Origin of the sequence: Tardiphaga sp. 42S5, assembly GCF_034044155.1 — a bacterium.
GTDB classification, from domain to species: Bacteria; Pseudomonadota; Alphaproteobacteria; order Rhizobiales; family Xanthobacteraceae; genus Tardiphaga; species Tardiphaga robiniae.
The window spans coordinates 3634194-3658951 of the sequence record NZ_CP139027.1 but is presented as its reverse complement, the minus strand read 5'-3'; the positions used below and the strand labels follow the sequence as shown (position 1 = coordinate 3658951).

Annotated in this window: 21 protein-coding genes and 1 tRNA gene; 9 read left to right on the top strand and 13 right to left on the bottom strand. The window is 61.3% G+C overall.

What is annotated here, in order from left to right; translation table 11 throughout:
- Positions 1-21: 21 nt before the first annotated feature.
- Positions 22-2226, top strand: a complete 2205-nt coding sequence (locus tag SFY93_RS16875; RefSeq protein ID WP_320443932.1) for a TRAP transporter permease — start codon at positions 22-24, stop codon at positions 2224-2226.
- A 35-nt stretch (positions 2227-2261) separates the two neighbouring features.
- Here the strand turns inward: SFY93_RS16875 and SFY93_RS16870 are convergent, their stop codons facing one another.
- Positions 2262-2714 (bottom strand): hypothetical protein, encoded by a 453-nt coding sequence (locus tag SFY93_RS16870; protein ID WP_089267265.1) that lies wholly within the window; start codon positions 2712-2714, stop codon positions 2262-2264.
- Positions 2715-2873: 159 nt separating this feature from the next.
- The gene (gene ilvA, locus SFY93_RS16865) at positions 2874-4391 is read right to left on the bottom strand and encodes a threonine ammonia-lyase, biosynthetic (RefSeq protein ID WP_320443931.1); all 1518 of its coding nucleotides are present in this window, start codon (positions 4389-4391) and stop codon (positions 2874-2876) included.
- Positions 4392-4614: 223 nt separating this feature from the next.
- Between ilvA and SFY93_RS16860 the strand changes: the two genes are divergently transcribed.
- Positions 4615-5688: an acyltransferase family protein gene (locus SFY93_RS16860; protein ID WP_320443930.1), complete on the top strand. Its 1074-nt coding sequence runs from the start codon at positions 4615-4617 to the stop codon at positions 5686-5688.
- Here the strand turns inward: SFY93_RS16860 and SFY93_RS16855 are convergent.
- On the bottom strand, positions 5685-7115 hold the full coding sequence (locus SFY93_RS16855; RefSeq protein ID WP_210269069.1) for an O-antigen ligase family protein: 1431 nt from the start codon (positions 7113-7115) through the stop codon (positions 5685-5687). The two genes, SFY93_RS16860 and SFY93_RS16855, sit on opposite strands and share 4 nt — an antisense overlap.
- 105 nt (positions 7116-7220) lie before the next feature.
- Between SFY93_RS16855 and SFY93_RS16850 the strand changes: the two genes are divergently transcribed.
- The 4 genes from SFY93_RS16850 to SFY93_RS16835 all read left to right on the top strand — a co-directional run bounded on the left by SFY93_RS16850 (position 7221) and on the right by SFY93_RS16835 (position 8526).
- Positions 7221-7297, top strand: a tRNA-Arg gene (locus tag SFY93_RS16850).
- A gap of 160 nt (positions 7298-7457) precedes the next feature.
- Entirely contained in the window at positions 7458-7769 is a 312-nt protein-coding gene (locus tag SFY93_RS16845; protein ID WP_089267262.1) for a pilus assembly protein PilZ, read from the top strand.
- Positions 7770-7924: 155 nt separating this feature from the next.
- Positions 7925-8143, top strand: coding sequence for a hypothetical protein (locus SFY93_RS16840; protein WP_093759133.1), 219 nt, complete (start codon positions 7925-7927; stop codon positions 8141-8143).
- A 44-nt stretch (positions 8144-8187) separates the two neighbouring features.
- Positions 8188-8526, top strand: a complete 339-nt coding sequence (locus tag SFY93_RS16835) for a hypothetical protein (RefSeq protein ID WP_320443929.1) — start codon at positions 8188-8190, stop codon at positions 8524-8526.
- Here the strand turns inward: SFY93_RS16835 and SFY93_RS16830 are convergent.
- Positions 8495-8734, bottom strand: a complete 240-nt coding sequence (locus SFY93_RS16830; protein WP_093758827.1) for a hypothetical protein — start codon at positions 8732-8734, stop codon at positions 8495-8497. The genes SFY93_RS16835 and SFY93_RS16830 overlap by 32 nt on opposite strands.
- Before the next feature lie 497 nt (positions 8735-9231).
- On the opposite strand from SFY93_RS16830, the gene SFY93_RS16825 reads away from it, so the two are divergent.
- Positions 9232-10431, top strand: coding sequence for an MFS transporter (locus SFY93_RS16825; RefSeq protein WP_320443928.1), 1200 nt, complete (start codon positions 9232-9234; stop codon positions 10429-10431).
- Between the two features lie 4 nt (positions 10432-10435).
- On the opposite strand, the gene SFY93_RS16820 is transcribed toward SFY93_RS16825, so the two are convergent.
- Positions 10436-10888, bottom strand: coding sequence for a hypothetical protein (locus SFY93_RS16820; protein WP_320443927.1), 453 nt, complete (start codon positions 10886-10888; stop codon positions 10436-10438).
- A 402-nt stretch (positions 10889-11290) separates the two neighbouring features.
- Here SFY93_RS16820 and SFY93_RS16815 point away from each other — a divergent pair, with 402 nt between their 5' ends.
- Entirely contained in the window at positions 11291-11650 is a 360-nt protein-coding gene (locus tag SFY93_RS16815) for a GrlR family regulatory protein (RefSeq protein WP_089267259.1), read from the top strand.
- Positions 11651-11659: 9 nt separating this feature from the next.
- Here the strand turns inward: SFY93_RS16815 and SFY93_RS16810 are convergent, their stop codons facing one another.
- Positions 11660-14341: a PAS domain S-box protein gene (locus tag SFY93_RS16810; RefSeq protein WP_320443926.1), complete on the bottom strand. Its 2682-nt coding sequence runs from the start codon at positions 14339-14341 to the stop codon at positions 11660-11662.
- 102 nt (positions 14342-14443) lie between these two features.
- Positions 14444-16504 (bottom strand): PQQ-dependent dehydrogenase, methanol/ethanol family, encoded by a 2061-nt coding sequence (locus SFY93_RS16805; RefSeq protein ID WP_414716928.1) that lies wholly within the window; start codon positions 16502-16504, stop codon positions 14444-14446.
- 363 nt (positions 16505-16867) lie between these two features.
- Here SFY93_RS16805 and SFY93_RS16800 point away from each other — a divergent pair, with 363 nt between their 5' ends.
- Complete coding sequence (locus SFY93_RS16800; RefSeq protein WP_320443925.1) at positions 16868-18436, top strand: long-chain-fatty-acid--CoA ligase; 1569 nt, start codon at positions 16868-16870, stop codon at positions 18434-18436.
- A 9-nt stretch (positions 18437-18445) separates the two neighbouring features.
- On the opposite strand, the gene SFY93_RS16795 is transcribed toward SFY93_RS16800, so the two are convergent.
- The 6 genes from SFY93_RS16795 to SFY93_RS16770 all read right to left on the bottom strand — a co-directional run bounded on the left by SFY93_RS16795 (position 18446) and on the right by SFY93_RS16770 (position 24096).
- On the bottom strand, positions 18446-19246 hold the full coding sequence (locus tag SFY93_RS16795; protein WP_320443924.1) for an NUDIX hydrolase: 801 nt from the start codon (positions 19244-19246) through the stop codon (positions 18446-18448).
- A gap of 161 nt (positions 19247-19407) precedes the next feature.
- On the bottom strand, positions 19408-20364 hold the full coding sequence (locus SFY93_RS16790) for a dihydrodipicolinate synthase family protein (RefSeq protein ID WP_320447791.1): 957 nt from the start codon (positions 20362-20364) through the stop codon (positions 19408-19410).
- Between the two features lie 79 nt (positions 20365-20443).
- Positions 20444-21322 (bottom strand): SDR family oxidoreductase, encoded by an 879-nt coding sequence (locus SFY93_RS16785; RefSeq protein WP_320443923.1) that lies wholly within the window; start codon positions 21320-21322, stop codon positions 20444-20446.
- A 143-nt stretch (positions 21323-21465) separates the two neighbouring features.
- A complete protein-coding gene (locus tag SFY93_RS16780) occupies positions 21466-22326 on the bottom strand; it encodes a MaoC/PaaZ C-terminal domain-containing protein (protein ID WP_320443922.1) in 861 nt (286 codons plus the stop codon).
- A gap of 232 nt (positions 22327-22558) precedes the next feature.
- Positions 22559-22948 carry a Zn-ribbon domain-containing OB-fold protein gene (locus SFY93_RS16775; protein WP_320443921.1) on the bottom strand — a complete coding sequence of 130 codons (390 nt, stop codon included), beginning with the start codon at positions 22946-22948 and terminating at the stop codon, positions 22559-22561.
- Positions 22948-24096, bottom strand: coding sequence for a thiolase family protein (locus tag SFY93_RS16770; protein ID WP_068730675.1), 1149 nt, complete (start codon positions 24094-24096; stop codon positions 22948-22950). Before SFY93_RS16770 ends, SFY93_RS16775 begins: the two co-directional genes overlap by 1 nt.
- Positions 24097-24758 lie beyond the last annotated feature (662 nt).

Sequence of the window (24758 nt, the reverse complement as noted above, 5' to 3'; positions counted from 1 at the left end):
CGAACAATAATCGGGGCCATTATGTCAATTTCGTCACCCGATCATGCGCGGCCCGCATCCGACATTCCCGTAAAAATGGAACTCGACGATCCGCACGGGGTCGCCGACCTCCAGGAATCCGAGGTCTCGCGCGTCCGCGCCTTGCACGGCGTGTGGCGCTGGGCGCTCATACTGGCCACCCTCGCGACTATCCTGCTCTGCATCAATCAGCAATTTTCGCTGCGCTTCTTTGTCGACGTCACGCAACTCAACACCGAATATTTCTATCTGCTGATCGCGTTGATGCTGCCATTCACGTTCCTGATCTTTCCGGGAACGTCAAAGGCCGATCTCGACCGAGTGCCGTGGTACGACGTCGTGCTGTTCATCGCGACCTTCGCGGCTGCGATCTTCCTGATGATGAACATCCGCAAGGCCGCGCAATTTGGCTGGGAATTCGACGGCGCACCTAAACCCGTGATCGCCGCAGGTCTCGTGATGTGGTTCGTGCTGATGGAGGCGCTGCGCCGCACCGGCGGCTGGAGCCTGTTGCTCAGCGTCTTCCCCTTCACGCTGTATCCACTGTTTGCCGACGCCAAATGGCTCGGACCGTTCCGCGGCACCCAGTCGACACTGGAGCAAACTACGGCCTATCACGTGCTGTCGGGCGAGAGCCTGCTCGGCATTCCGATCCAGGCATTTGCCGACACCGTGATCGGCTTCCTGGTGTTCGGCACGGCGCTGATGATGACAGGTGCCGGCAAGTTCTTCATCAACATTGCCTTCGCGATGTGCGGTACCTTCCGTGGTGGCGCGGCAAAGGTGTGCATCTTTGCATCCGGCCTGCTCGGCACCGTAGGCGGCAGCATCGTGTCCAATGTGCTCACCGCTGGAACGATGACGATCCCTGCGATGAAGAAAACCGGCTTCACGCCGTCCTATTCAGGAGCGATCGAGGCCTGCGCGTCCACCGGCGCCGTGCTGGCACCGCCGGTGCTGGGCGCGACAGCCTTCGTCATGGCGCAGTTCATGAACACGAGCTATGCCGACGTCGCACTCGCCGCCACCATTCCATCGATCCTGTATTACTTCGGTCTGTTCGCGCAGGTCGATAGCTACGCCGCGCGTCACAAGCTCGAAGGCATCCCGCGCGAGGAACTGCCCCGCTTCATGGATGCGCTCAAGGAGGGCTGGTACTATCTCTTTGTCATCGCCATCCTTGTCGTGATGTTGCTGTACTTCAAACGCGAGAGCCACGCGCCGTTCTATGCCACCGCTTTGCTGGTTATCCTGCATCAATGGTCAGGCCCGGCACCTTGGAAGAAGGGCAACACTGCCGTCCTGGCGCTCTCGATTGTGCTGACCGGATTGATGGTCTGGCTCGATCTGCAGAACGCCTATCTATGGGGGATGTGCATCCTCGCAGCGCTCAATGAATTCTTCCCCGGCAAGAACTGGGGCGGCGCACGCTGGATCCACTTCCTCGAACTCAACGGTAAGACCTTCGTCGAACTGATCGCCATTCTCGCCGGCTGTGGCCTGCTGATCGGCGCGTTCTCGCTCACCGGCGTAATCTCGAGCCTGGCCAACGACCTTCTGGCGATCGCCGGCGGCAATGTCTTCCTGCTGCTGATCATGTGCGCCTTCACAAGCCTGATCCTCGGCCTCGGCCTCACGACGACGTCCTGCTACATCTTCCTCGCTATCCTTGTCGCACCGGCGCTGGAAAAACTCGGCCTCAACAAGATGGCCGTACACATGTTCATCTTCTATTGGGGCATGCTGTCGTCGATCACGCCACCGGTCGCCATCGCATCCTTTGCCGCCGCCGGCATCGCTGGCGCACCGGCGATGAAGACCGGCTGGGAGTCGATGTGGGTGGGCAGCATCATCTATTTCATCCCGTTCTTCTTCGTGCTGAATCCGGCGCTGCTATTGCAGGGCGACAGCCCTTATCTCGAAGCCTTTGGTCTCACCGGCCTTGCCTGTCTCGGCATCGTTTTCATCTGCGGCGGCATCCAGGGCTATCAGGCCTATGTGGGCGATCTGCGCCGTGCGGGCGCAATGGAATGGCCACTACGTGTGCTGCTGGTGATCGGTGGCTTCGTGATGGCGACACCCGGAGGCGGCATCAATCCGCTGTCGCAGTGGCAGATCATTGCCCTCGCCGCCTGCATTCTCGCGCCGACGGTGCTGATCGCGCTGGCGCTGATCAGGCGCGGCGATGCGCGGCTCGCGGTGTCATGACCGCGAAGGCATTCAGGTCGATTGAAGATTGAAAGCTAGAAAAACTCTTCCGGGCAGGGATCGACGATCTTCCAGAGATCCATGCCGTTCTTGATCTTTTTCATTTCCGGCGTGAGACCGCCGTTACGCGCAAGCCAGTCTTTCACCGGCGGCGGATAATAGGCCATCAGGTCCGAGGTACCCTCGTAGCTGATCACCTTCATGCCGAAGGTGAAGGCTTTATCGTAATAGGCTTGGTGGAAGCCAAGACTGGCGCGCGGAGTCACGCAGACCTTGTTCATCGGCACGATGCCGAACACCAGCGTGCAGGCCGAATTGCAGATGCCATCAATGATCACCCGCTCCTTGCGGTCGCGGATGCGCTCATACTTGGCCTTGTATTCCTCGACATAGCCGCCGTGGTCGCGGGTGATGCGCAAATCTGCCTTGGCCGGAGCCACGGACAGCACCAGCAGGGACATCAGGACAGGCAGCAGCGAAAGGCGCATCGCGTGATGAAACCGGTAAGGGACCCCAAGCCAACGCCCTTTTCCGGCATCAGCACACCGCCCGACTCTGGCCGGACAGTGCTAGTATTCCGTTAAGCATCGCCTTTGAGCGAAAAAAAGGCAGAAATCGGCCCTGCCTCACTCTCTGCCCCACCGGGCCTAGCCGTTCAGGAACATTCGGTAGACCGGATTTTGCGTTTCGTCCTCATAGGGATAGCCGAGCGAGGTCAGCCGCTGCGTCAGGGTCGGCCGGTCGGCCTCCGGGACTTCGATCCCAACCAGTACCCGGCCGTAATCCGCACCGTGGTTACGGTAGTGGAACAGCGTGATGTTCCAGTCCGCGCCCATCTGGTCGAGGAATTTCAGCAAGGCGCCCGGACGCTCCGGAAACTCGAAGCGCAGGATAACCTCGTCCCGCAAAGCCGGCGGTGCTCGCCCGCCAACCATATAGCGGATGTGCAGCTTGGCGGTCTCGTCCGCGCTGATGTCCAGCACCTTGTAGCCGAGCGCCTGCAACTGCCCGATCAGCTCGCCCTTGTCGTTCTTCGCGCCGCTCAGCTTCAGGCCGACAAAGACATTGGCTTCCTTGGCATCGGCATAGCGATAGTTGAACTCGGTGATGTTGTGATTGCCAATGGTCTGGATGAAGCGGCGATAACTGCCGGGCTGCTCCGGAATGGTCACGCCCAGCAGGATCTCGCGGGCCTCACCGACCTCGGCACGCTCTGCGACGTGCCGCAGGCGATCGAAATTCATGTTGGCGCCGCTGTTGATGGCAATTAGCGCGCCGGTGCGCGTGGGATTGTTCGCGGCATAGCTCTTCAGTCCTGCCAGCGCCAAGGCGCCGGCCGGCTCCGCGATCACGCGCATATCCTCGAAAATATCCTTGATGGCAGCGCACATCTCGTCGGTGTCGGCCGTGATCACATCATCAAGCAATTCACGGCAGAGACGGAATGTTTCGACCCCAGCCTGGCGCACGGCCACACCGTCAGCGAACAAACCGACGCGATTGAGAACGACGCGCTCGCCAGCATCTATCGCGGCTTTCATCGATGCGGCATCGACCGGCTCGACACCGATGACCTTGGTCTCCGGGCGCAGAAATTTGATGAAGGAGGCAACGCCGGCCGCAAGCCCGCCGCCGCCGATCGGCACGAACACCGCCTCGATGGGATCGGGATGCTGCTGCAGGATTTCCATGCCGATGGTGCCCTGCCCCGCGATCACGTCGGGATCGTCATAGGGATGCACGAAGGTCAGCTTCTGCTCGGCCTCGAGCTTGCGCGCATGCGCCGCTGCTTCGTCGAACGTGTCGCCGAACAGCACGGCATTGCCGCCCCAATATCTGACAGCATCGATCTTGATCGGCGGCGTGGTCACCGGCATCACGATGGTTGCCTTGATCCCGAGCCGCTGCGCCGACAGCGCCACGCCTTGCGCGTGATTGCCAGCCGACGCGCAAATCACGCCGGCCGCGCGCTGCTCCGCGGACAACCCTGCAATGCGGTTGTACGCGCCGCGAATCTTGAACGAGAAGACCGGCTGCAAATCCTCGCGCTTGAGCAGCACGGGGCTCCCCATGCGCGCGGTCAGCCGAACCATCGGGTCCAGCGGTGTCTGGATTGCGACGTCGTAGACGCGGCTGTCCAGGATTTTGCGAACGTAGTCAGTCACGAGAGGTCCTTGAACGTGTCGGCGTACCAATGGAGCACAGAACTGCTTGCCGGCAGCTTGTCGGGGCAGATGGGCACCGAAATGACCGAGAAATCAAGCCCCGTTTGCGCCTAAACACCTGTGCGGTTGGGCACGATTTCCCATATCGACGTTAACGATGGCGTACGGCTCCCAGCGTATATTGGCTTGCTGATCCAGATCATCAGAACCAGCGGCGCCCACGATGCAACTATCACCAATCGAACCGGCAGCAATATCAGGCCCCCGAGGCGATCACGCGCGTCAGGTCTGGATTGATTTTGCACGCGGTATAGGCGTCATTCTCGTGGTCTATGGCCACGTACTCGGCGGCCTGATACCGCCACATCTGTTTCCTGACGGACCGCTCGCGCAGTGGATGAGCTATACGCTCTACACGTTCCACATGCCGCTGTTTTTCTTTCTCGCGGGCCTGAACGTACAGCACAGCTTCACACGCGGCGCTCGGCCATTCCTCGCCAGCAAGGCATGGACAATCGCCTATCCCTATGTGCTTTGGTCACTAATCCAGGGCAGCGTGATCATGCTGATATCGCACAACGCGAATATTCCGATCACCACCAGCGATCTCGCGGCGATCTGGTATCGGCCGATGGCGCAATTCTGGTTTCTATACGCCCTGATGATTTGCCACGTACTTGCAGTGCTCATTCCCAATCGCACCATCATGATTGTCGTCGCGCTCGCTGGCCTGATCGTGTTCTTGCTGTTGCCGATCCGCCCCGATCTTGCGCTCAGCATGCATCACCTGCCGTTCTACGTCGCAGGTCTCTATGCAACCCGCATCGTGATGGCGTGGCAGCCTCATGGGCGAACGGGCTGGATCATGTTGACCGTGATCGCCACCGCTTTCACTGCTGCGGTTGCCGTTGGAGGACAGCTCTCCGGCTTCGATGCAAATGGCGCGACTTCGCTTCCGGCATGCATTCTCGGCATCACCAGCGTGGTGCTGCTTTGCAAGTTACTCAACGAAACCCGGCATCGCTGGCTTGCACTCGTCGGCGTTATGTCCATGACGATCTATGTCCTGCACATCATGGCGGGATCCGGAACACGGATCATCATGCAGATGCTGCACGTGCCGCCAATGCCGTGGATCTATCTCCTCGCAGGCACCGCGGCCGGCGTGATCTTGCCCATGGTAGCCCATGCCGTGTTACAGCGGCTGAACCTGCTCGCACCACTCGGGCTTGCGCCACTGCCGAAGCGCAAACCTGCATCCGCTCCGCTTGTCGGTCAGACGGCCCGATCGGACTAAACTCTGCCGGTCCGCGCCTGCTCCAGGGGCATCGCGGCATCCTCGGCAGGCCTGACAGTCTGGTCGTGCGGACAGGCCATCGCGAAGATCATCCAGAACAGGGCCGATATCTCACCTGACGAAATACTGGTCAGGGGCAAGTGAATCAGGATACCGCCGAGCGACAGAGCACCGAGCACCACGCCTTCTTTGGTCGGCATCCGCCATGCCGCAGACGTGCTCCAGACCCCGACCCAGATATAGGCTGCCAGACAGAGCAGTCCGACGGGAATGCCAAGCGTGAGCCAGCTCGCAATGATCTGGCCATCGACCGGCATGGTGCCCGCGACGCCGATATCGGTGAAGCTGAAGCCAGATCCCACCACCATGCTGTCAGGTGTATTCCACAGCGTCACGAATTCTTCGAGACGCTCGTTGCCGCTGCCATCCTCGGAACCGCTGCCGAGCGACTGCAGCCGCTCAGTGATCACATCGCCGAAGGGCGTGAACAGGACCGCCGCCATGGCTGCGCCGACGATGCCAAGTCCGGTCGCAAGCGCCCGCCGCCGTGTGGATTGAAACACCATGCAGAACACCACGGCCAGCGCGAGCGCGATCCAGCCGGTCCGATACAGCGACAGCAACAGGCCCAGTGCCGCGGGCGCCAGGGCAATCAGAGACTGCCAACCGGGTCTCAGAAAGCCCAACAACAGCAGTCCCGTTGCGGTGAAGGTCGCGTAAGTGGCGGGCCCGTTCATCGTGCTGAAGACGCGCACCATATAGGGCAGCGGATACCCTGCCGACAGGATCGAGGCGTAGTTCATCCAGAACCGATCCCAACTCGGCGGATCGACATATTGCCATATGCCGTAGAGACCCGTCAGCGGCAGCACCACCAGAAAGATGCGCGCCATGGCGTTGACGAGTTCGCCATCAGACTTTGCGCGCTGCTGCAAAGCGATGCCGTAAAGCACGGGCGCCGCCCACTTCAACGCACCTGTCGCAGCGCTCATCCAGTCATTCTGAAAAACCGACAGCATGGCACCGTAAGCGATGCAGGCCAGCACGATAGCCGGCGCGATCAGCCAGGGATCGCGCAACTGCTCGCGGGACGACAGCAATGTCCACAGGCTCGGTAACGGCGTCAGGATGAACAACAGCGGCCCGATCAGCATGATGCTGGCCGCGTCGTAGCCGACCGACACATCGACCACGCGCCGCACGAATGGTGCGAAGGCAAACAGCAGGATGGCCGACTGGATATGGGCCGCGGTGCTGCGTTGCCAGGCCAGCCAGCCAGCAGCGGCGCAGCCGACCACGAAGAGCGGACGCGACAATCCGCCCAGCGCGGGACCGACCACTAAGGTCACGATCAGAAGCAGCGCAGTCGGTAGCCACCCGGACAGGACGAAATCCACCGGACCGGATTTGAGTCGGCCTTGATTCATGAAGGCAGACTATAGCGAGCAGCCTGCCCGACGTTAGGCAAAACCGCTGCGCTCCCCCATCGCGGGGCTAGCTTTTGCGACTTTCGCCGCTATGGTGCCGCCGTCGCACTCGTAGCTCAGCTGGATAGAGCATCGGATTTCGATTCCGAGGGTCGGGCGTTCGAATCGCTCCGAGTGCACCATGACAGGTGCCCTTAAACGCCTGTGTCCATTCGGCTTTTCCAGAGACTAGGCGCTCGCTTCGCGCCCAATGGCGTGCTGAACCGCAAAGCCTGCCGTCTGCGGCATTTACCAGCCGTTACCACCATCCAATTTAAAATCCCCGGCGCCAAGGAAGCGTCGATGACTCCTGAAAAACCAAATGCTGGCCGCGTCGCGTTCGAGCGCGGTTTCCCTGTCTGGCTCATGGCCATTGATGGCACATGGCGCCGCAGCTGCCGCATCATGGACGTGTCCGAGACGGGCGCACGCCTTATCGTCGAGAGTTCGATCGAGGGTATCAATCTCAAGGAATTCTTCCTGCTGCTGTCGTCCACAGGACTGGCGTTCCGTCGCTGCGAGCTGGCCTGGGTCAATGGCGAGGAGATCGGCGCGACATTTCTGCGACAGGGCGCCAAGAAGAAAGCCGCCCGGCCGGCTGACACCGAATCCTGACCCCCTGCGACCATTTCTGGAACCTGGCGCCCGACACGCGGCAGCCGACGCCGCTGCGCGGATCTGCCCAACTTTGCGGCAGGAACGTTCGCGCACGCCAACTCTTGTCCCCTAGACAGTCGGGTGCGTTTGTCCGTTTGAACCCCGGAGCCGCCGTGAAGAACTTTTCCCATGCCGCGTTTCCGCCAGATACGATCTCAGTGATGAAACAGGCGCTGGATGGAGCCGTGTCAACGCTGCCGCATCCCGTCAACTCCGCTCACGTGCAATCCATCGCCGAAAGCATCCTGCGCACCACAAGCGAGGGTGAACGCGATCCCACGATGCTCCAGACCATGGCGCTGCTGGAATTGCGGATTACCCAGCGGGACTGACGGCCGACCGATCATCACGACCTCGTGGATAACGAACGTGGGGCTTGCTGCAGCGCAACCAGATGCCATATTCCGCGTTATCGCCTCATCACGGAGGTTGCCGCATGCCCTACGCGCTGTTTTCAAATTCGGTCAAAGTCAGTAAGGCCTTCCCCAACAAATCCGATGTCTGGCGGCATGCCGTCGAGAGTGGCTTGGTGATGGAAGTCGGCCTGGGCGAGGAAGATCCGCCGCGTCGTCTTCTCGATATCGGCTATGCGATCCACGCATGTGCTGCCGATCCAGTCGAGAAATCGGCCGTTACAGGCATGAGCGAGCACGACATCAGCCAGATGATTGCCGCCTGTCAGCTCAATCAGCGGTCCGCAGCCGCCGCATCGTAAATTCAATGTCGCCGTCTGGCAGCTCGCGCCAGCGCTCAACTTCGCTCATGTAGGCTTGCTTCGGGAACCGATCCAGAAACGCCCGCGCCGTCTTGCGGGCGTTTTCGCGTGGCTGTGTGAAGCTCTCGCGCACATAGCCGTCATCGATGGCACGCCGCTGCTGGCGCGCGGCCATTCTCTCCGCCAGATCGCGCGGTGTTCCCGGCATTGCTGCTACTCCGGACACAAGCAACGTCTGATAGAGTGTCACGGATGACCGGCAGATCAAGCGTCATGTTTCACGGCGCGACAGGTTTGCGCTCAGAAGAAAGGGCGCACCGATCACTCGGCGCGCCCCTTCCCTGTTCTCGCTGAACCAGGCGCCGAGACGCCCTTCCGAAGCTCAAAGAGCGAGCCTAGCGGGCGGCCTCAGCGAGGTGACAGCGCTTGGAATTAGACACTGGACCACCTCCTTTCATTGTTCGTGACAGCCTGAGTATAGGAAAGATTCGCGCCGTGTTAAGGGGCGCGATCCAGACGAGCCATGCAATCTCGCACAGGGCGCGCGAGCCAGCCGCCGTTGTGAAGGCTTGGCCATGCATGCATCATCTTTCTCTGCTGTTGCTCCGCGCATCACCTGAGCAAGCATTGGACAGCGGTAAAATCAATCAAGGACGGAAGCGACCATTGGGCTTGCCCCACCTTGTCCATTAGGTCTCTTCCCCGATGTCCAGCAATCTCGACGCCCGGCCGAAAGGCGTGATGACGCGTCGCGCTGCCATTATTTTTCAGATCGCAACGCTCGGCACTGTCGCCATGTTCGCCAGCGCACCGACACCACTCTACCGGATCTATCAGGACCACTGGCACCTCTCGCCGGTCATGGTCACGACGGTGTTCTCCGCCTATGCGCTCAGTCTGCTGGTTGCGCTGCTGACGGTCGGGGGATTGTCGGATTATATCGGTCGCCGACCGGTGATGTTCTCGGCGCTGATCCTGAATGTCGTGGCACTCGTGGTTTTCATTACCGCAGATTCCGTCGTGGCGCTGATCACTGCCCGCACCATTCAGGGATTTGCAACCGGCATTGCCTTCGGCACCATCGGTGCTGCCATGCTCGATCTGAACCGCGCGCACGGATCGCTGATGAACAGCCTGACGCCCGTAACGGGCACAGGGATCGGCGCGTTGCTATCAGGCGTGCTCGTCAGCTACGCGCCAATGCCGACCCAACTGGTCTATCTGCTACTCCTCGCAGTAACGCTCATACAAGCCATTCTGCTGTGGTGGATGCCGGAAACGGTTGCGCGTCGTCCCGGCGCATGGGCGTCGCTCCGACCGATCGTGACCGTACCGCCTCACGTGCGACAACCCTTGACCCTGGTCTCGCCGGGCAACGTTGCCGTCTGGGCGTTGGGCGGATTCTACTTGTCGCTGATGCCCTCGCTGCTCCGGCTCATCACCGGATCGAATTCACCTCTCCTTGGTGGACTCGCCGTGACGGCGCTGACCTTGAGCGGTGCCGCCTCGATGCTGGTGGCGCGCAAATGGCCTGGCACCACCATTCTGATCCGCAGCATGGTGTGTCTTATTCTCGGCGTGGTGATCACGCTGGGCGGGGTCTACACACAAAGCGTCCCGCAACTATTGGTCGGCACCGTCATTGCCGGTTTCGGCTTCGGCGCCGGATTCTTCGGTAGCATCCGGACCGTTGTGCCGCTTGTCCCCGCGCATGAACGCGCTGGATTGCTCTCCGTAATTTTCATCATCTGCTATCTCGCCTTCAGCCTGCCGACTATCGTCGCAGGCTTGGCGATCCCGACGCTCGGCCTGCCGCTGACGCTCGATATCTATGGCGCCGCGGTCATTGTCCTCGCGGCGATCTCGCTGATCGCCGCGCTCGCATCGGTCCGCCGGGCGTTGTGACCAGCTACGTCATGCTACCTGGCATGAAACAACGGATCACTGTGCCGGACGCCCCCTGTATCGGCCACACCATGGTGCGACCGACGCGGTTCGGCACCGTGATGACAGCTTCGTCAGGTACGTCGAGCCACATCCCGTCGATCCGCACCTTGTAGTGTCCACTGTTGGATTCCCAATCCACATCGCTGACGGCGCTGCCGTCTGCATCGGAACAACACGGACCCTTGCCGCTGCGCAGACTATCGAACCAGGCTTTCAGATCGGGGCTGGTGTTGGCGAATTGTCCGCGATCGCGCGCAGCGACCGATTGCATCAGCGGCACTGATAACAGAGCCGCAATACACAAGGTCGGCGCTCCCAGCTTCAGCCAGCCTGCACGACGCCGGACGCGTCGATCGTGAGAGATAGTAGTTGGCGAACACGGCGCGTCGGCGCCGGAAGTTATCCAGTCGCTCATTTGCTTGCTCCAGCCCCCGGCCGGCACAATGATGTTCAGGTTTGTCGCGGGCAAACGACCCGCTTCTTCCGTATTCACTCACGCAAAGCGCATCATACGACTATCGAAGAACGGCTGCGCTTCAACTTCGCGACAGACGCCCAATCAAACGATAGGCGATTCTCCGTTAGCGCTCGCAGGCTCTCTTCGCACTGCAGCGAATTTGTGGTGATAACTTCAATGGCAGAGGTATTTAAGAACGCCCTCGTCGCGAAGTGCCAAGGCGGCAGGCGAGCGCACCTGCGTCACTCGGTCTTTCGCTCGTGCACCAACAGCGCCCGCGAATGCGTTGACGTTGGTATACGGTCTTTGCAATACTTCTGATTGCGCAACCAAGGGACGGGTTCGCGCCATCGGGCTATTATGAAGAATGGACTCTACTCGATCCATGTCGAGCTTCTCGACGGGCGTTCAGGCAAGGGCAGCGGTGTTGTAACCTTTCGCGAAGGCGAACTGCTCGGCGGCGACGCGTACCTGTTCTACGTCGGTACCTATGTACTCAACAAGGAAGCCGGCACCTTCAAGGGCGAGGTTTCCGTCATGCAGCACACGCCCAGCCCTGACATGAGTCCACTGTTCGGTGGCCAGAGCCAACCGGTCGGTATCGGTCTGTCGGGTACTTTCACGGATACGTCGGCGACGATGAACGGCACAGCGCTCGTCGGCAAGCACAGCCAGATATTCCGCGCGACACTGCGCAAGCTTGCGGAATTTCAGCAGTAGCAGCGGCCGCTATTCCGCAGCCATCTCCAGCGGCGCGACGCGCGGCAGGATGATCTGGATGCGCGTTCCCTGCCCCGGATCGGACTGCAGATGCAGACGACCACCGAGGCGGCTGGTGACGATGCTGTAGACGATGTGCAGGCCCAGGCCCGTGCCACCCTGATCCCGGCGCGTCGTGAAGAACGGGTCGAAAGCACGCCGCCGGACCTCCGGGCTCATGCCGACGCCGTTATCCGCAAAAAGAATTTCCACATGATCGTTGCCGGCTTCCTGCACCTTGATCTCGACCGAGCCACCATTGCCATCGGGGAATGCATGAGCGACGGAATTGAGGAACAGATTGGTCAGCACCTGACCATACGGACCCGGATAGCTGTTCATTGTCAGTCCCGGCTTGCAGTCGACCGAAAGCGCCAGCTTCTGTTTTCGTAATCCCGGCTTCAAACTCATCACCACCTGCTCGGTGAGATCGGCGAGATCAAAGACGCGCTGGTCGGAATAATTGCGGTCGGCGGAAACCTGCTTGAACGACTGGATCAACTCCGCCGCGCGATTGAGATTGGCGACCAATTGTGCCGCCGCATCGCGGTTGGACTCGATGAATTCGGTCAGGGTCGAGCGACGCAGCTCGCCGCGCGCAACCTCCTCGCCGAACAGCGCGATCTTGCGTTCCAGCGATGACGCCACGGTCAGGCTGATGCCCACGGGATTGTTGACCTCATGGGCCACGCCGGCAACCAGCCGCCCAAGCGCCGCGAGCTTCTCCGCCTCGATCAGCGAATTCTGCGTCTCACGCAGATTGCGTAGCGCCGTTTCGGCGGCGTCCTTGGCCTTGAGCATCTCCTGCTCGCTGCGCTTGCGCTGGCCGATATCGAGCGCCACGGTCACGATGTTCTGGATATCACCATCGGTCGTCAGCAAAGGCAGCTTGTTGACCAGCCACTGCCGCATCACACCGGCAGCGTCCTTGTACTCTTCCTCGTAGAAACCGAGGCCCTTCCTGGTCGCCAGCACCATCTTGTCAGGCGAGTCGGTCTTCGACGCGCCAAAGCGCATCATCAACTCGCCAGTGGTTTTCCCAATCGCCTCACCGGGCTCGATGCCGAAAATCCCCGCCATATACCGGTTCATCAAGACGTATCGCAGATCGGTGTCTTTTACGTTGATGACGGCAGGAACGGTATCGATGACCTGCTGCAGCAACCTGCGACCTTCCCTGATCGCGGCTTCGGCATGTTTCTGGTTGGTGATGTCGCGGACTGTTCCCTCATAGCGCACAACCTCGCCATTCTCGTCGCGGACCGCCGTGGCGCTGTCGGACAGCCAGAGGACCGTGTCGTGCCGTTGACGGACCTGATACTCGAATTCGCGCACCATGCCGTCGCTTGCCATGCGCTGTTGATACTCGGCGCGCGCCGCGGGATCGACATAGATGTTGCGCGAGATATCCAGCGTGGCGCGGATCAGATCTTCCGGTGAATCATACCCCATCATCCGCGCCAGTGCCGGATTGGCATTGAGCAGCGCACCTGCCGGCGTCGTCACATAGATGCCGTCGACGGATCCTTCAAACAGCTTGCGATAACTCTCTTCCGCCAGCCTCTGCTCGGCCAACGCATGCAAGGCCGCCTCGCGCGCGGCATCGGCATCGACCAGCGTCTTGCGGAACACCTCCGCGGCGCGCGCGATGTCACCGATTTCATTCTCCAGATCCATAGCCGGGATCGGCGTGTGCTTGGCGCCACCAGCTAGCGCACGGATCGACTTGGCAATCGCCTTCAGCGGCTTCACGATCCGCCGCACCACGAACAGTGCCGCCAGCAAGCCCACGAGAACACCGGCAGTGCCAAGAATGATGCTTTGCCATCTCGCCTCGGTCAGCGTGTGCGCGAATTCACGCGACAGGACCCGGCCGCGACGGGCGCTAAGTTCCCGCAATAATTCGGTCACCCGGCCGATCAGGCGGCCTTCCGCCCCGAGCACGTCCCTGTCGAGATCGGCGATCTCGCTTTCGGTCTCCGAAATTGCAATGATCGCATCGGTATAGGCATCGGCGGCCGCACGAAGCGCGGGTGTACTGACTGGCAGCGCGCGCATGCGCTGCGCGGCCTGCTCGGCCCCAACAGGATCGCGCGCCAGCAAGGCGGCAGCGATCTCGTTCTGCGCCCGGAACATCGCCTTGGCGCCGTTCGAATTCGTCACATCCGGAATCGCATTCTCGAATTGCTCGCGCAGCGGCGGCAGCGTCGCCAGCAAGGCAGAGCGGCGCGCAATCAACGACGAGACGCGTTCGATCCCTTCTCGATATTTGGTCAGTCGCGCGTCGACGCCATCGATCATGTCGCGCTGCTCAGGCGCAAGTTCGATCCGGGTCTTCTTCAGGAGATCGCCGAGCGCCGTGGCGGCCTGCGAGACCCTCTCTGGTTGCGTATCGGGATCGGTGACGAAGTCGCGTGCCGCCAGCCGCAGCTTGGTCAGGCGGCGGTCGATATCCTCGGCCAGATCGCCAACGGTCTGCAGCCGCTCAAGCTCGGCGAAGGTACTGTCGATATGGCGGATCGCGACCACGCTGGCGATGCTGGTGATGAGGATCACCGTCAGCACCAGCAGGAACCCGCTGAAGGTCAGTTGGCCGATCGAGAGCGAGGACGATCGGACCCGCTGAATGAATGCCGTAATGGCAGAGGACATGGTTGTGGGACCGGACTTCAGAGCGTCCCAATATATCCTGACTTCAGCCGCGGGGGGAACATGGTGGACGGCCCGATCGGGCCGAACCGTCCAGCATGGTGTTTATTTCGGCCTAATCGCGTCGGCCGTGCCCTGGATGAAGGCCTGGATCTTGACCACGTCCGCTTCCGTGAGCTTGCCGGTAAAATCAGGCATGCCCTTGTCCTTGAATGGCCCGTTAAAGACGATGTCCTTCAGGTTGGTGATGGTCTCGGCCGACACGTAACCAAGATTGGGAACATTGCCGCCCTTGTCCACACCGGGCACGCCGTGGCAGGTCGCACAGGCATTAACGTAGATCGAAGTCCCCTCCGGCACGTGAGCAGGATCGTATTTGACCCCGGTCAGCAGATTGCCGATCTGGTACTTGGTGAAGGCAGGCAACGGCGCCTTGCCGCCAATCGCAAAGGTGTAGACCGTGCCGGGCGCCTCACGATCCGTCGCGCGCTGGGTGATACCGAACACGCCGCCCCACCCGACCGCCACCGAGACGTATTGCACGCCATCGACCATATAGGTCGCAGGTGCGGCCACCACGCCGGTGCCGACCGGCGTCTCCCAAAGCTTCTCACCTGTCTTGGCGTTGTAGGCGATGAACCGGCCGTCCGCGGTCCCTTGGAACACGAGATTGCCGGCCGTCGTGAGCGTACCGCCATTCCAGGGCGCGATGTGTTCAGCGCGCCATGCTTCTTTCTGCTTCACCGGATCCCACGCGATCAGGCGACCGAATGGCGGGTTCTTCGGCGACTCGGCATTGAGCGAGAAACCGACATTCCAGCCCGTGGTACCGCCAAACTTGTTCGAACCCTGCGCATTCTGCACCAGCGCCTTCTCGCCCGTGAGGTTCAAAGGCACGCCCTGCGCCGGCAGATAGACCAGACCGGTTTGTGGATTGAACGACATCGGATGCCAGTTATGGGCACCGAACGGTCCGGGAATGCTGTCGAAGGATTTGTCCGGCGAGCGGGCTTCCGGCACCTCGATCGGTCTTCCGCTGGCGTCGTAGCCGGTAGCCCAGTTTACATCGACAAAGTTCTTGGCAGAGATGAACTTGCCGTTGGTGCGATCGATGACGAAGAAGAAGCCATTCTTCGGCGCGTGCAGCACCACCTTGCGCGGCGTGCCGTCGATGGTGAGATCGGCCAGGATCATCGGCTGCGTCGAGGTATAGTCCCAGTTGTCGCCGGGCGTTTCCTGATAGTGCCAGAGATATTTCCCGGTATCGGCATTCAGCGCGACGATCGAGCCGAGATAGAGATTATCGCCGCCTCCCGGACTGCGCAGATTGCGATTCCACGGCGAGCCGTTGCCGGTGCCGATATAGACCATGTTCAGGTCGGGATCGAAGGTGATCGTATCCCAGGCCGAGCCGCCGCCGCCATTGACCCAGTATTTGCCGGCCGGATCCCAGGTCTTCGCCGCGGCAGCCATCGAGTCGTCCTCGAACGGCTTGGCCGGATCGCCGGGCACCGTGAACCAGCGCCATGCCTGATTGCCGGTCTCAGCGTCATAGGCCGTAACGTAACCGCGCACGCCATATTCCGCGCCGCCATTGCCGATCACCACCTTGCCGTTGAACACACGCGGCGCGCCGGTGATCGTATAGGACATCTTGCGGTCGATGACGGTGTCCTTCTCCCAGACCTTCGTGCCGGTCGCGGCATCCAGTGCGACCAGCCGGCCGTCATAAGCCCCCACGAACACCTTGCCCTTGTAGAGCGCGACGCCGCGATTCACGACATCGCAGCAGCCACGATAGCCCTTCTCGCGATCTACGCCGGGATCGAATGTCCATAGCCGCTTGCCGGTCCGGGTATCGACGGCATGCACCACGCTCCATGGCGCCGACACATACATGATGCCATCCACCACAAGCGGCGTCGCTTCGACGCCGCGGATGGATTCCAGATTGTACGTCCACATCAGGCCGATATCTTTGACATTCTCGGCCGTGATCTGATTGAGCTTGCTGAAGCGCGTCTCGGCGTAATCAAGGCCGTAAGTCGGCCAGTCCTTGGACGTCGCCGTATTGGCTGTGATCGCGGCACTATCGATTGCCGATGTAACCGCCTTTATGTGATCCGGTGTGCCCTTGGTCTGTGCGTTGGCGGCACCGCCCAGCAACGTCGCGCCGAGCGCTACTGCGATGGATGTTCGGAGCCAACGGTGCAGTATTCTATGTGAGTTGAGTGTCCCGTTGAAAAATGGACGCGAAGACGCGCCCCGACGAGCAAGCTGTCTCATGCATTTCACTCCCAATGGCCTCTGGCGGGCCTGTCGCGATGTTACGCGCAGGAGTTGAATCGTCAACAGATGAGAACAGTTCCAGATTTTTCTCTGACGCGTTTTGCATCGCAAAGATCGCGGAGATCTTTTGAACCATCTGGTGAGATATAAGCGATCAACCGCGCTTGCCCGCCCCTCACCCATCGTTATGATCGCTCGACAGAGATGCGCACAGCATCCGCAGTATCGAGGGGAAACGCCATGAACATCACGCAGGGCCTGCGCCGTGCGCTGCAAACCAGCCCGCAGACAATAGCTACTATCGACGGCGATCGCCGCCGGACATGGCGCGAGGTTGGAGACCGCGTCGCGCGGCTCGCCGGTGCGCTGCAAAAGCTTGGCGTCAAGCATGGCGACCGCGTGGCGGTGCTGATGCTGAACTCTGACCGCTATCTCGAACTCTATCTGGGTATCGCCTGGGCCGGCGCCGTAATCGTGCCGACCAATGTGCGCTGGAGCCAGGCCGAAATTCTCGACTCCCTGCTCGACTGCCGTGCCACGGCGCTCGTCGTCGACAGCGCCTTCGCCGCCATGGGCGTCGAACTCGCCAAGGCCATGCCGCTCACGCTGGTCTATGCGGACGACGAAAAAGGTCCCGCGGAAGCGCACAACTACGATGAGCTGGTCCAATCGACAGAGCCCGTGCTGGATGCGATGCGGACACGCGAGGATCTGGCGGGTATCTTTTACACTGGCGGCACCACAGGCCGTTCCAAAGGCGTGATGCTGAGCCACGGCAATATCATGAGCAACTCGCTGCACATGATGAGCGAAGGCCTGCTGCCTTACGGCTCGGTCTATCTCAACGCCGCACCGATGTTTCACGTCGCCAATGGCGGCGTGATGTTCACCTCACTGGCCTCTGGCGGCACCAATGTCATCGTCCGGATGTTCAATCCGGAGCTGGTGATGCAGACCATCGCCCGCGAGAAAGTATCGGCGACGTTGATCGTTCCGACCATGATCCAGATGCTGGTCGATCACCCCGCTTTCGCGACCGCCGATCTGTCATCGCTAAAAATCATGATGTATGGCGCCTCGCCGATCAACGACGCGCTGCTGAAGCGCGCGATGGCCGGAATGCCCGACACCGAATTCCATCAGCTCTACGGCATGACCGAACTGTCACCGCTAGCGACGCATTTGCCGTGGGATCAGCATATCGGTGAGGAAGCCACTGCCAAGAACCGTCAACGCGCCTGCGGCCGCGCGGCGATCGGCTGCGAGGCGCGTATCGTCGACGCCAATCGCAAGCCTGTGCCGAATGGTGAAGTTGGCGAAGTCGCCGTGCGCGGCCAGAACGTGATGATGGGCTATTGGGAACGACCGGAAGAAACAGCCAAGGCCGTCATCGATGGCTGGATGCACACAGGCGACGGCGGCTACATGGACGACGAAGGCTATATCTATCTCGTCGATCGGATGAAGGACATGATCATCTCAGGCGGCGAGAACGTCTACTCCACCGAGGTCGAGAATGTCGTCGCACAACACCCGGCCGTGGCGCAATGCGCTGTGATCGGCATTCCCGATTCGCAATGGGGCGAGACCGTGCACGCCTTCGTCATTCCGAAACCCGGTGCGAGTGTCAATGCCGCCGAGATCATCGCCTTTTGCAAGGATAAGATCGCCGGCTACAAGTGCCCGCGCAGCGTGGACGTGCGCAGCGAACCGTTCCCGCTGTCGGGTGCAGGCAAGGTACTGAAACGCGAGCTGCGGCGGCCATTCTGGGAGAATGCCGCAGCGGCGCCGCAAGCCAGGGCGGGATAGGCGCGAACTCTATGGCGCGCCAGTGAGTTCGAACACCTCGCCGTCGTAGCCCGCCTCAAGCGGAATTCGCAACTGGCGCTTGTCACCATCCTTGGTGACGATCGGCGTCACGCTGACAATGGTGCTGCGGTTGGCGTCGTCGAGTGCCCCCGCGACGCTGGGCTGTTTGCCGAGCTTGATGAGATTGCGCGTGGTCGGGAACGGCAGCGTGAAGCGGCCCGATGCGCCGCCTTCCAGCGCTTCGCGTGGCGACAGCCAGATTGAATCCGTGGACTCCTTGCCGTCATGCATGCCGACCTGCTCGGGCGGCGCCTCGGCGAGGAAGAACCATGTGTCGAACCGCTTCTTCATGCCCTCCGGCGTGATCCAGTGCGCATAGGGCACGAGCAGATCGAGCGCGAGTTCGAGATCGTTCTCGGCGATGATATCGGCGAATTTGACCTTGCCCTCGTTCAGCGCGTCGCGATGCTGATCGGCGATGGCGCTCGCCTTCGTCACGGCGATCAGGTCGTTAGAGCCGCGCGGTCGCGCCAGCAAGATACGGCTTTCCTCGAAAGTCTCGCGGATCGCGGCGATACGGAATGCCAGCGTATCGAGATCGAGGCCCCTGCCGCCGCTATAGAGGTTAGGTTGCGTACCGATCTCGCGATCACCGGCATCGACGCTACCGCCGGGAAACACTAGCGCGCCTGATGCGAATTCGATCTGATAATGCCTCACCATCATGAAGACGTCGATGGCATCGGTCGCGCCCTTGCGCAGCAGGAGGATAGTGGAGGCTTGGCGGACGGCGCCGGGCTCGCTTGGCATTCAGTTTCTCCCTGATCGGCATTCTTTGATGCCTGTTGTGCCGGCGATCGCCGACCTCTCGTTTGTCATGCCCGGACTTGATCCGGGCATCCATCTTTTACTTGGCAACCCTGAAGATGGATGGCCGGGTCAAGCCCGGCCATGACACTTCTGGGGAGTTATTAACCCGCAGCACTCGACTGCGGTGCGATGTTCGCGCGCTTGTCATAGCGCGCGACGCGCGAGAGGAGATAATCGACCTCCGCCTTCGCCTGCGCCGTGATCGCCACACCCGGCTTGCGCTGCGCGGCCGAGGCAATGACGCCGCGCTTCTGCAGCACGTATTTCCGAACCGCGAGGCCGATCCCAAGTTGCTGCTCGTAGCGGATCAGCGGCAGATGAGCATCGAACAGATCATGCGCCTTGTCGCGTTCGCCCTTCTTCTGGAGATTGACGACGTCGATCAGCAGCTCAGGGAAGGCATAACCCGTCATCGCGCCATCAGCGCCGCGTTCCATTTCGAAATCCAGGAACACGCCGCCATTGCCGGTGAGGATCGAGGTTTCGCGCAAGCTACCGTCCTTCTGGAAGTTGCGCAGCGCGGTGATCTTCTCCAGGCCCGGCCAGTCTTCGTGCTTCAGCATCACGCAGGACTTCGAGTCCATGATGATCTTGCGGATCACGGCGGGTGTCATCACCACGGTGAGGGTCAGCGGATAATCCTGCAACACCCACGGCACGTCATCGCCAATGGCATCCACCGCCTGCTTGAAATAGTTGGTGATCTGGTCATCGGTGCGCAGATGCGGCGGCGGGGCGATCATGACGCCGGCAGCGCCGGCATCCATCGACTTCAGCGCCAGCGAACGCATGGCGGCGAAACCGGGGGCGGAAACGCCGACGATGATCTGCATCTTGTCGCCGGCGCGCTTGATGAAGCGGGTTGCCACGGCCTCGGACTCGGCCCCTTCCAGCTTCGGCGCCTCGCCCATGATACCGAGCACGGTCACACCGTTGCAGCCGACCTGGGCATAGAAATCCGTCAGGCCGTCGATCGATTTGTCGTCGATGCGGCCGTCGTCAAGGAACGGGGTCGGTGCGATAGCGAAGGTGCCTGCGGCTTTGGCGGTCAGTTTCATCATGGGCCTCTGTGAATGGATGCCGGCATTCTACCGGGAAATATCCCGCCTGTCCGCCCGAACCGGGCCTAGATGCCCCTCAAAAACGCCGTGCCCCGTGCTGGCTCGCCTCGTCCGAGAAGAAGATCTCGCCGGCATGAGTCACCACGTCCTGCGCACTCCAGCCGTCATGGGGCGGCTTCCAGCCTTCCATTTCCATCATCTTCATCTCGCGAACGCCGCGCGGGCCGGACACGCCGAGCACCTTGCCGGTCTGGCTGCCGGAGAGATCGCTGACCATGTAGAGCACCGCCGGCGCGATACCGTCCGGACCCAGGGCCGCGCCGGGATTTTCGATATAGCGCGGCAGGTCCGCGGTCATCCGCGTCAGCGCGCCCGGCGCCAGCGTCCAGACGCGGATATTGTATTTGCGACCCTCGATGGCCAGCACATTGGACAGGCCCCAGATGCCGCCTTTGGCCGCGCCGTAATTGCTTTGGCCGAAGTTGCCGATCAGGCCGGAAGTCGAGGACGTGTTGACGATGACGCCGCCGCCGTTTTCCTTCATCCATTTGAAGGCCGGCTGGGTAACGCAGAATGTGCCTTTGAGATGCACCTTCATGACCTTGTCCCACGCCGCCTCGGACGCCTTGGCGAAGGTCTGGTCGAGCAGGATGCCGGCATTGTTGACGAGGATGTCGACCTTGCCGAAGGCCTTGATGGCATCGTCGAACACCGATTGGCCGCCTGATATGGTCGAGATGTCGGCGCCGTTGGCGACCGCCTTACCGCCCGCTTTGGTGATGGCGTCGACCACCTGCTGCGCCATCGAGAGGTCGGAGCCTGAGCCGTCACGCGGGCCGCCGAGATCGTTGACCACGACGGATGCGCCTTCGCGTGCGAACAGCTTTGCGTAGGCTTCACCGAGGCCGCCGCCGGCGCCGGTGATGATGGCAACCTTGCCGTCGAGAAGACCCATGACGTTCTCCCTGTATTTTTATGATTTTGTTTTTTGTATTGCTCCGTCATGGCCGGGCTTGACCCGGCCATCCACGTCTCACGTTTTGACCAAGACGTGGATGCCCGGCACAAGGCCGGGCATGACGTCGAGAGGATTGAGTTCTAAGCCAGCACCGTCTTGCCGCTCTTGATCACGGTGACGCCGCGTTCCTTCACCTTGGCCTCGAACGACACCACGTTGCCGTCCTTCCACAAATCCATGCTGACAGTCTCGCCCGGAAACACCGGCGACGAGAAGCGCACTGCGTGCTGCTTGAAGGCGGACGGATCGTAATCGGCATAGGTCTGCAGAACGCCGCGGCAGGTGATGCCATAGGTGCACATGCCGTGCAGGATCGGCCGCGGGAAGCCGGCGCGCTTGGCGAATTCGGGATCCGAATGCAGCGGGTTGCGGTCGCCGCAGAGGCGATAGATCAGCGCCTGGTCGGGCCGCGTGGTGATATCGACCGTCTTGTCCGGTGCGCGCTTCGGCATCGCATGCGGCTCGGGCTGGCCCTCGGACTTGCCGCCGAAGCCGCCATCGCCGCGCGCAAAACGCGACGCCACCAAGGTCGCCAGCGCCTCACCGGCTTCATCGCGCAGGATGGTCTGGTGCAGGATCACCGCGCCCTTGTCGGCGCCCTTGTCGAACACGCCGAGTACGCTTGAGTCCGCGGTGATCTTCGCAGCCACCGGCAGCGGCTTGTGGAATGTGATGTCGCGCTCGCCATCGACGACGAGCAGCTTGTTGAGACCCATCTCGCCCGGGCCAGAGCCCCACGCGGCAACCGATGCATAGGTCGGCACGACCTTCAGCGGACGCGGCGTGTAGGTGCCCTCGTTGACGAAAGCGAGTTCCTTCTCGTCCATCGGATCGGCGCCCATGCCGATGCCATAGGCGTAGAGCATCACTTCGCGATCGGTCCAGGCATACTTCTGGCCGATGTTCTTCATCGCCATCAGGGCTTCGTAGTTGATGGGCATGTTGGCTTTCCCTTTTTTCTTGTTTTACGGCGCTAGTCGCAGCGCCCTCTCCCCTTGTGGGAGAGGGCATCGCAGAAGCCCGCTCCAAACTCGTTTGGGAGAGGGGGGTAGCGGCAAGCACTGCCCTCTCCCGTCTCGACCGCCCGTGCGAAGCGAAGCGAAGCTTCGCTAGAGCGGTCGATCCACCCTCTCCCGCGGCGCGCAGCTTCGCTACGCTGGGGGAGAGGGAAAGCTACGCCGGCGTGAAGAACGGCAGCGGCGCGCCGTCGGTGGGCTTCCACACCAGTTTCACCTTCTGGCCGATCTTCAGACTGCCCGGATCGCAGTCGACGATGTTGGTCTGCACCGAGGGGCCTTCCTTCAGCGTCACATAGGCGATGACGTAGGGACCGGTCGCCGATTTGCGCATGTGGCTGTAGGTGTAGATTTCGCCCTCGCCCGAGCTCTGCTCCCATTCGGTCTTGTCGGAGAAGCAGAACGGGCAGATCGCACGCGGGAAGAAATGCGCTTCGCCGCAGGTCGTGCAGCGCTTGATCATGAACTTGTCATCCTTGGCCGCATCCCAGAACCGCTGCGATTCAGGATTGCCGGCGGGCGTCGGATACTTCTTGGCTTCAGTCATTACACGCGCTCCAGAATAGCGGTCGATGCGGCGTGGCGCACGCCGAGCAGGCCTCCGGTGCCGTGCGCGATCGCCAGATCGCAATTCGGCACCTGCACCTTGGGATGGGCTTCGCCGCGCAGCTGGCGCACGGCCTCGAGGATCTTGGTCATGCCGCCGCGATTGACGGGATGATTGCTGCAGAGGCCGCCGCCATCGGTGTTGAACGGCAGCTTGCCGACGCCCGAGATCAGGTTGCCGTCGGAGACGAACTTGCCGCCGTCGCCCTTCTTGCAGAAGCCGAGGTCTTCGAGCTGCATCAGCACGGTGATGGTGAAGCTGTCGTAGATGGACGCATACTTCATGTCCTGCGGCGTCACGCCCGCTTCCTCGAAAGCACGCGGACCGGACCACACACCGGCGGAGTAGGTGAGGTCGAGATCCTTGCCACCGCGCGGACCCTTCATGGCTTCGCCATGGCCGATCAGGCGCACCAGCGGCTTCTTCAGGCTCTTGGCGATCTCCGGCGTGGTCACGATCATCGCACCGCCACCGTCACTGACGACGCAGCAATCCATGCGGTGCAGCGGATCGGAAATCATCGGCGAGTTCAGCACGTCCTCGACGGTAACAACGTCCTTGAGCATCGCATGCGGGTTGTATTGCGCGTGATGCGAGGCTGCGACCTTGATCCAGGCGAGTTGTTCGCTGGTCGTCCCGTAGTCGTGCATGTGACGCATGGCACACATGCCATAGGCATTGTGCGTGGTGGCACCATAAGCGGTCTCGAAATCGGCTTCGGCGCCCTGCAGACGCGGCGGCATCACGCCGGTGCGCGGCTTGCCGGCCAGTGTGACGAGTGCGATCGAGCACTTGCCCGCAGCGATCGCCTGCGCGGCATGGCCGAGATGGATAATGTAGGAGCAGCCGCCGGTCTCGGTTGAATCGACGTGACGCGGCTTGAGGCCGAGATAGTCGACCATCGGCCACAGGCCCCCTTGCGCATCGCCCGCACAGAAATAGCCGTCGACATCCTTATGCGTCAGGCCTGCATCCTCGAGCGCGCCCTTGGCGACTTCGGCATGCAACTGCGCAATGGATTTGTCCGGCGCATGCCGGGTCGGGTGTTCGTAGATGCCGGCGATATATGCCTTGCCCTTGATGCTCAAACGTCTCTCCGATTGGTGTTTCGTCCCAGTTCAGTTTTTTGTGACCTTTCACGGCAGCCTTGGCAAGCGACAACATTTCACGCTGCGGACGTGAATTTCACAGAGCGGAATGGATGCAACACAGCCGGGGAGCTTTTTCGCCAGTGATTTAGCTGTTTACCAATCTGGTCAGCGGAGCTCTCACAAAAGCGGAGGTCAGGATTTCCGGAAGTGGTGGGCTGGACGGTGCCGACGACAGTGCGCGTTACGCGCAGGCCGCGACGTTCGATGCGGATTCAACTGTCAAACAGCCACGGCCCTTCAGACATGCGTCATCGCCCCCATTGTTTGCGGCGCGGGGGCGCCGTCGTCTTTTGCATTCCCTGCCCCTGTGAGAGGGCGTGCGGAACGCCGGGTGCCCGTTGCACCCTTGGGCCTGATGCGAATGCGGTCTTCCGCATGGATAATGCACCAGGACTTTCGGATTCGCCGAGCAAGTGCCCGACGTTCCGCCTGCGGTGTTTTTTCGGTTGCTTGCACTTTGCCTCAGCGAACAATCCGATCACCGAATTAAAGTCCCAAGGCGATGGGAAGGGAGCCTCAAGCGAGTAAGCCGAACGCGTTTTGACTTGGTCGTCCGTCACACTGTCCAGGGGTCTTTCCATCCCAAGGTTGGCCGTCTC

Coding starts and splice junctions, on each gene's coding strand:
- SFY93_RS16825 (WP_320443928.1), top strand. CDS start 9,232: ATGTCCAGCAATCTCGACGCCCGGCCGAAAGGCGTGATGACGCGTCGC.
- SFY93_RS16785 (WP_320443923.1), bottom strand. CDS start 21,322: ATGGGTCTTCTCGACGGCAAGGTTGCCATCATCACCGGCGCCGGCGGC.
- SFY93_RS16860 (WP_320443930.1), top strand. CDS start 4,615: ATGCAACTATCACCAATCGAACCGGCAGCAATATCAGGCCCCCGAGGC.
- SFY93_RS16795 (WP_320443924.1), bottom strand. CDS start 19,246: ATGCCAAGCGAGCCCGGCGCCGTCCGCCAAGCCTCCACTATCCTCCTG.
- SFY93_RS16820 (WP_320443927.1), bottom strand. CDS start 10,888: ATGAGCGACTGGATAACTTCCGGCGCCGACGCGCCGTGTTCGCCAACT.
- SFY93_RS16800 (WP_320443925.1), top strand. CDS start 16,868: ATGAACATCACGCAGGGCCTGCGCCGTGCGCTGCAAACCAGCCCGCAG.
- SFY93_RS16855 (WP_210269069.1), bottom strand. CDS start 7,115: ATGAATCAAGGCCGACTCAAATCCGGTCCGGTGGATTTCGTCCTGTCC.
- SFY93_RS16830 (WP_093758827.1), bottom strand. CDS start 8,734: ATGCCGGGAACACCGCGCGATCTGGCGGAGAGAATGGCCGCGCGCCAG.
- SFY93_RS16775 (WP_320443921.1), bottom strand. CDS start 22,948: ATGACTGAAGCCAAGAAGTATCCGACGCCCGCCGGCAATCCTGAATCG.
- SFY93_RS16875 (WP_320443932.1), top strand. CDS start 22: ATGTCAATTTCGTCACCCGATCATGCGCGGCCCGCATCCGACATTCCC.
- SFY93_RS16790 (WP_320447791.1), bottom strand. CDS start 20,364: ATGAAACTGACCGCCAAAGCCGCAGGCACCTTCGCTATCGCACCGACC.
- SFY93_RS16780 (WP_320443922.1), bottom strand. CDS start 22,326: ATGCCCATCAACTACGAAGCCCTGATGGCGATGAAGAACATCGGCCAG.
- SFY93_RS16810 (WP_320443926.1), bottom strand. CDS start 14,341: ATGTCCTCTGCCATTACGGCATTCATTCAGCGGGTCCGATCGTCCTCG.
- SFY93_RS16815 (WP_089267259.1), top strand. CDS start 11,291: ATGAAGAATGGACTCTACTCGATCCATGTCGAGCTTCTCGACGGGCGT.
- SFY93_RS16845 (WP_089267262.1), top strand. CDS start 7,458: ATGACTCCTGAAAAACCAAATGCTGGCCGCGTCGCGTTCGAGCGCGGT.
- SFY93_RS16870 (WP_089267265.1), bottom strand. CDS start 2,714: ATGCGCCTTTCGCTGCTGCCTGTCCTGATGTCCCTGCTGGTGCTGTCC.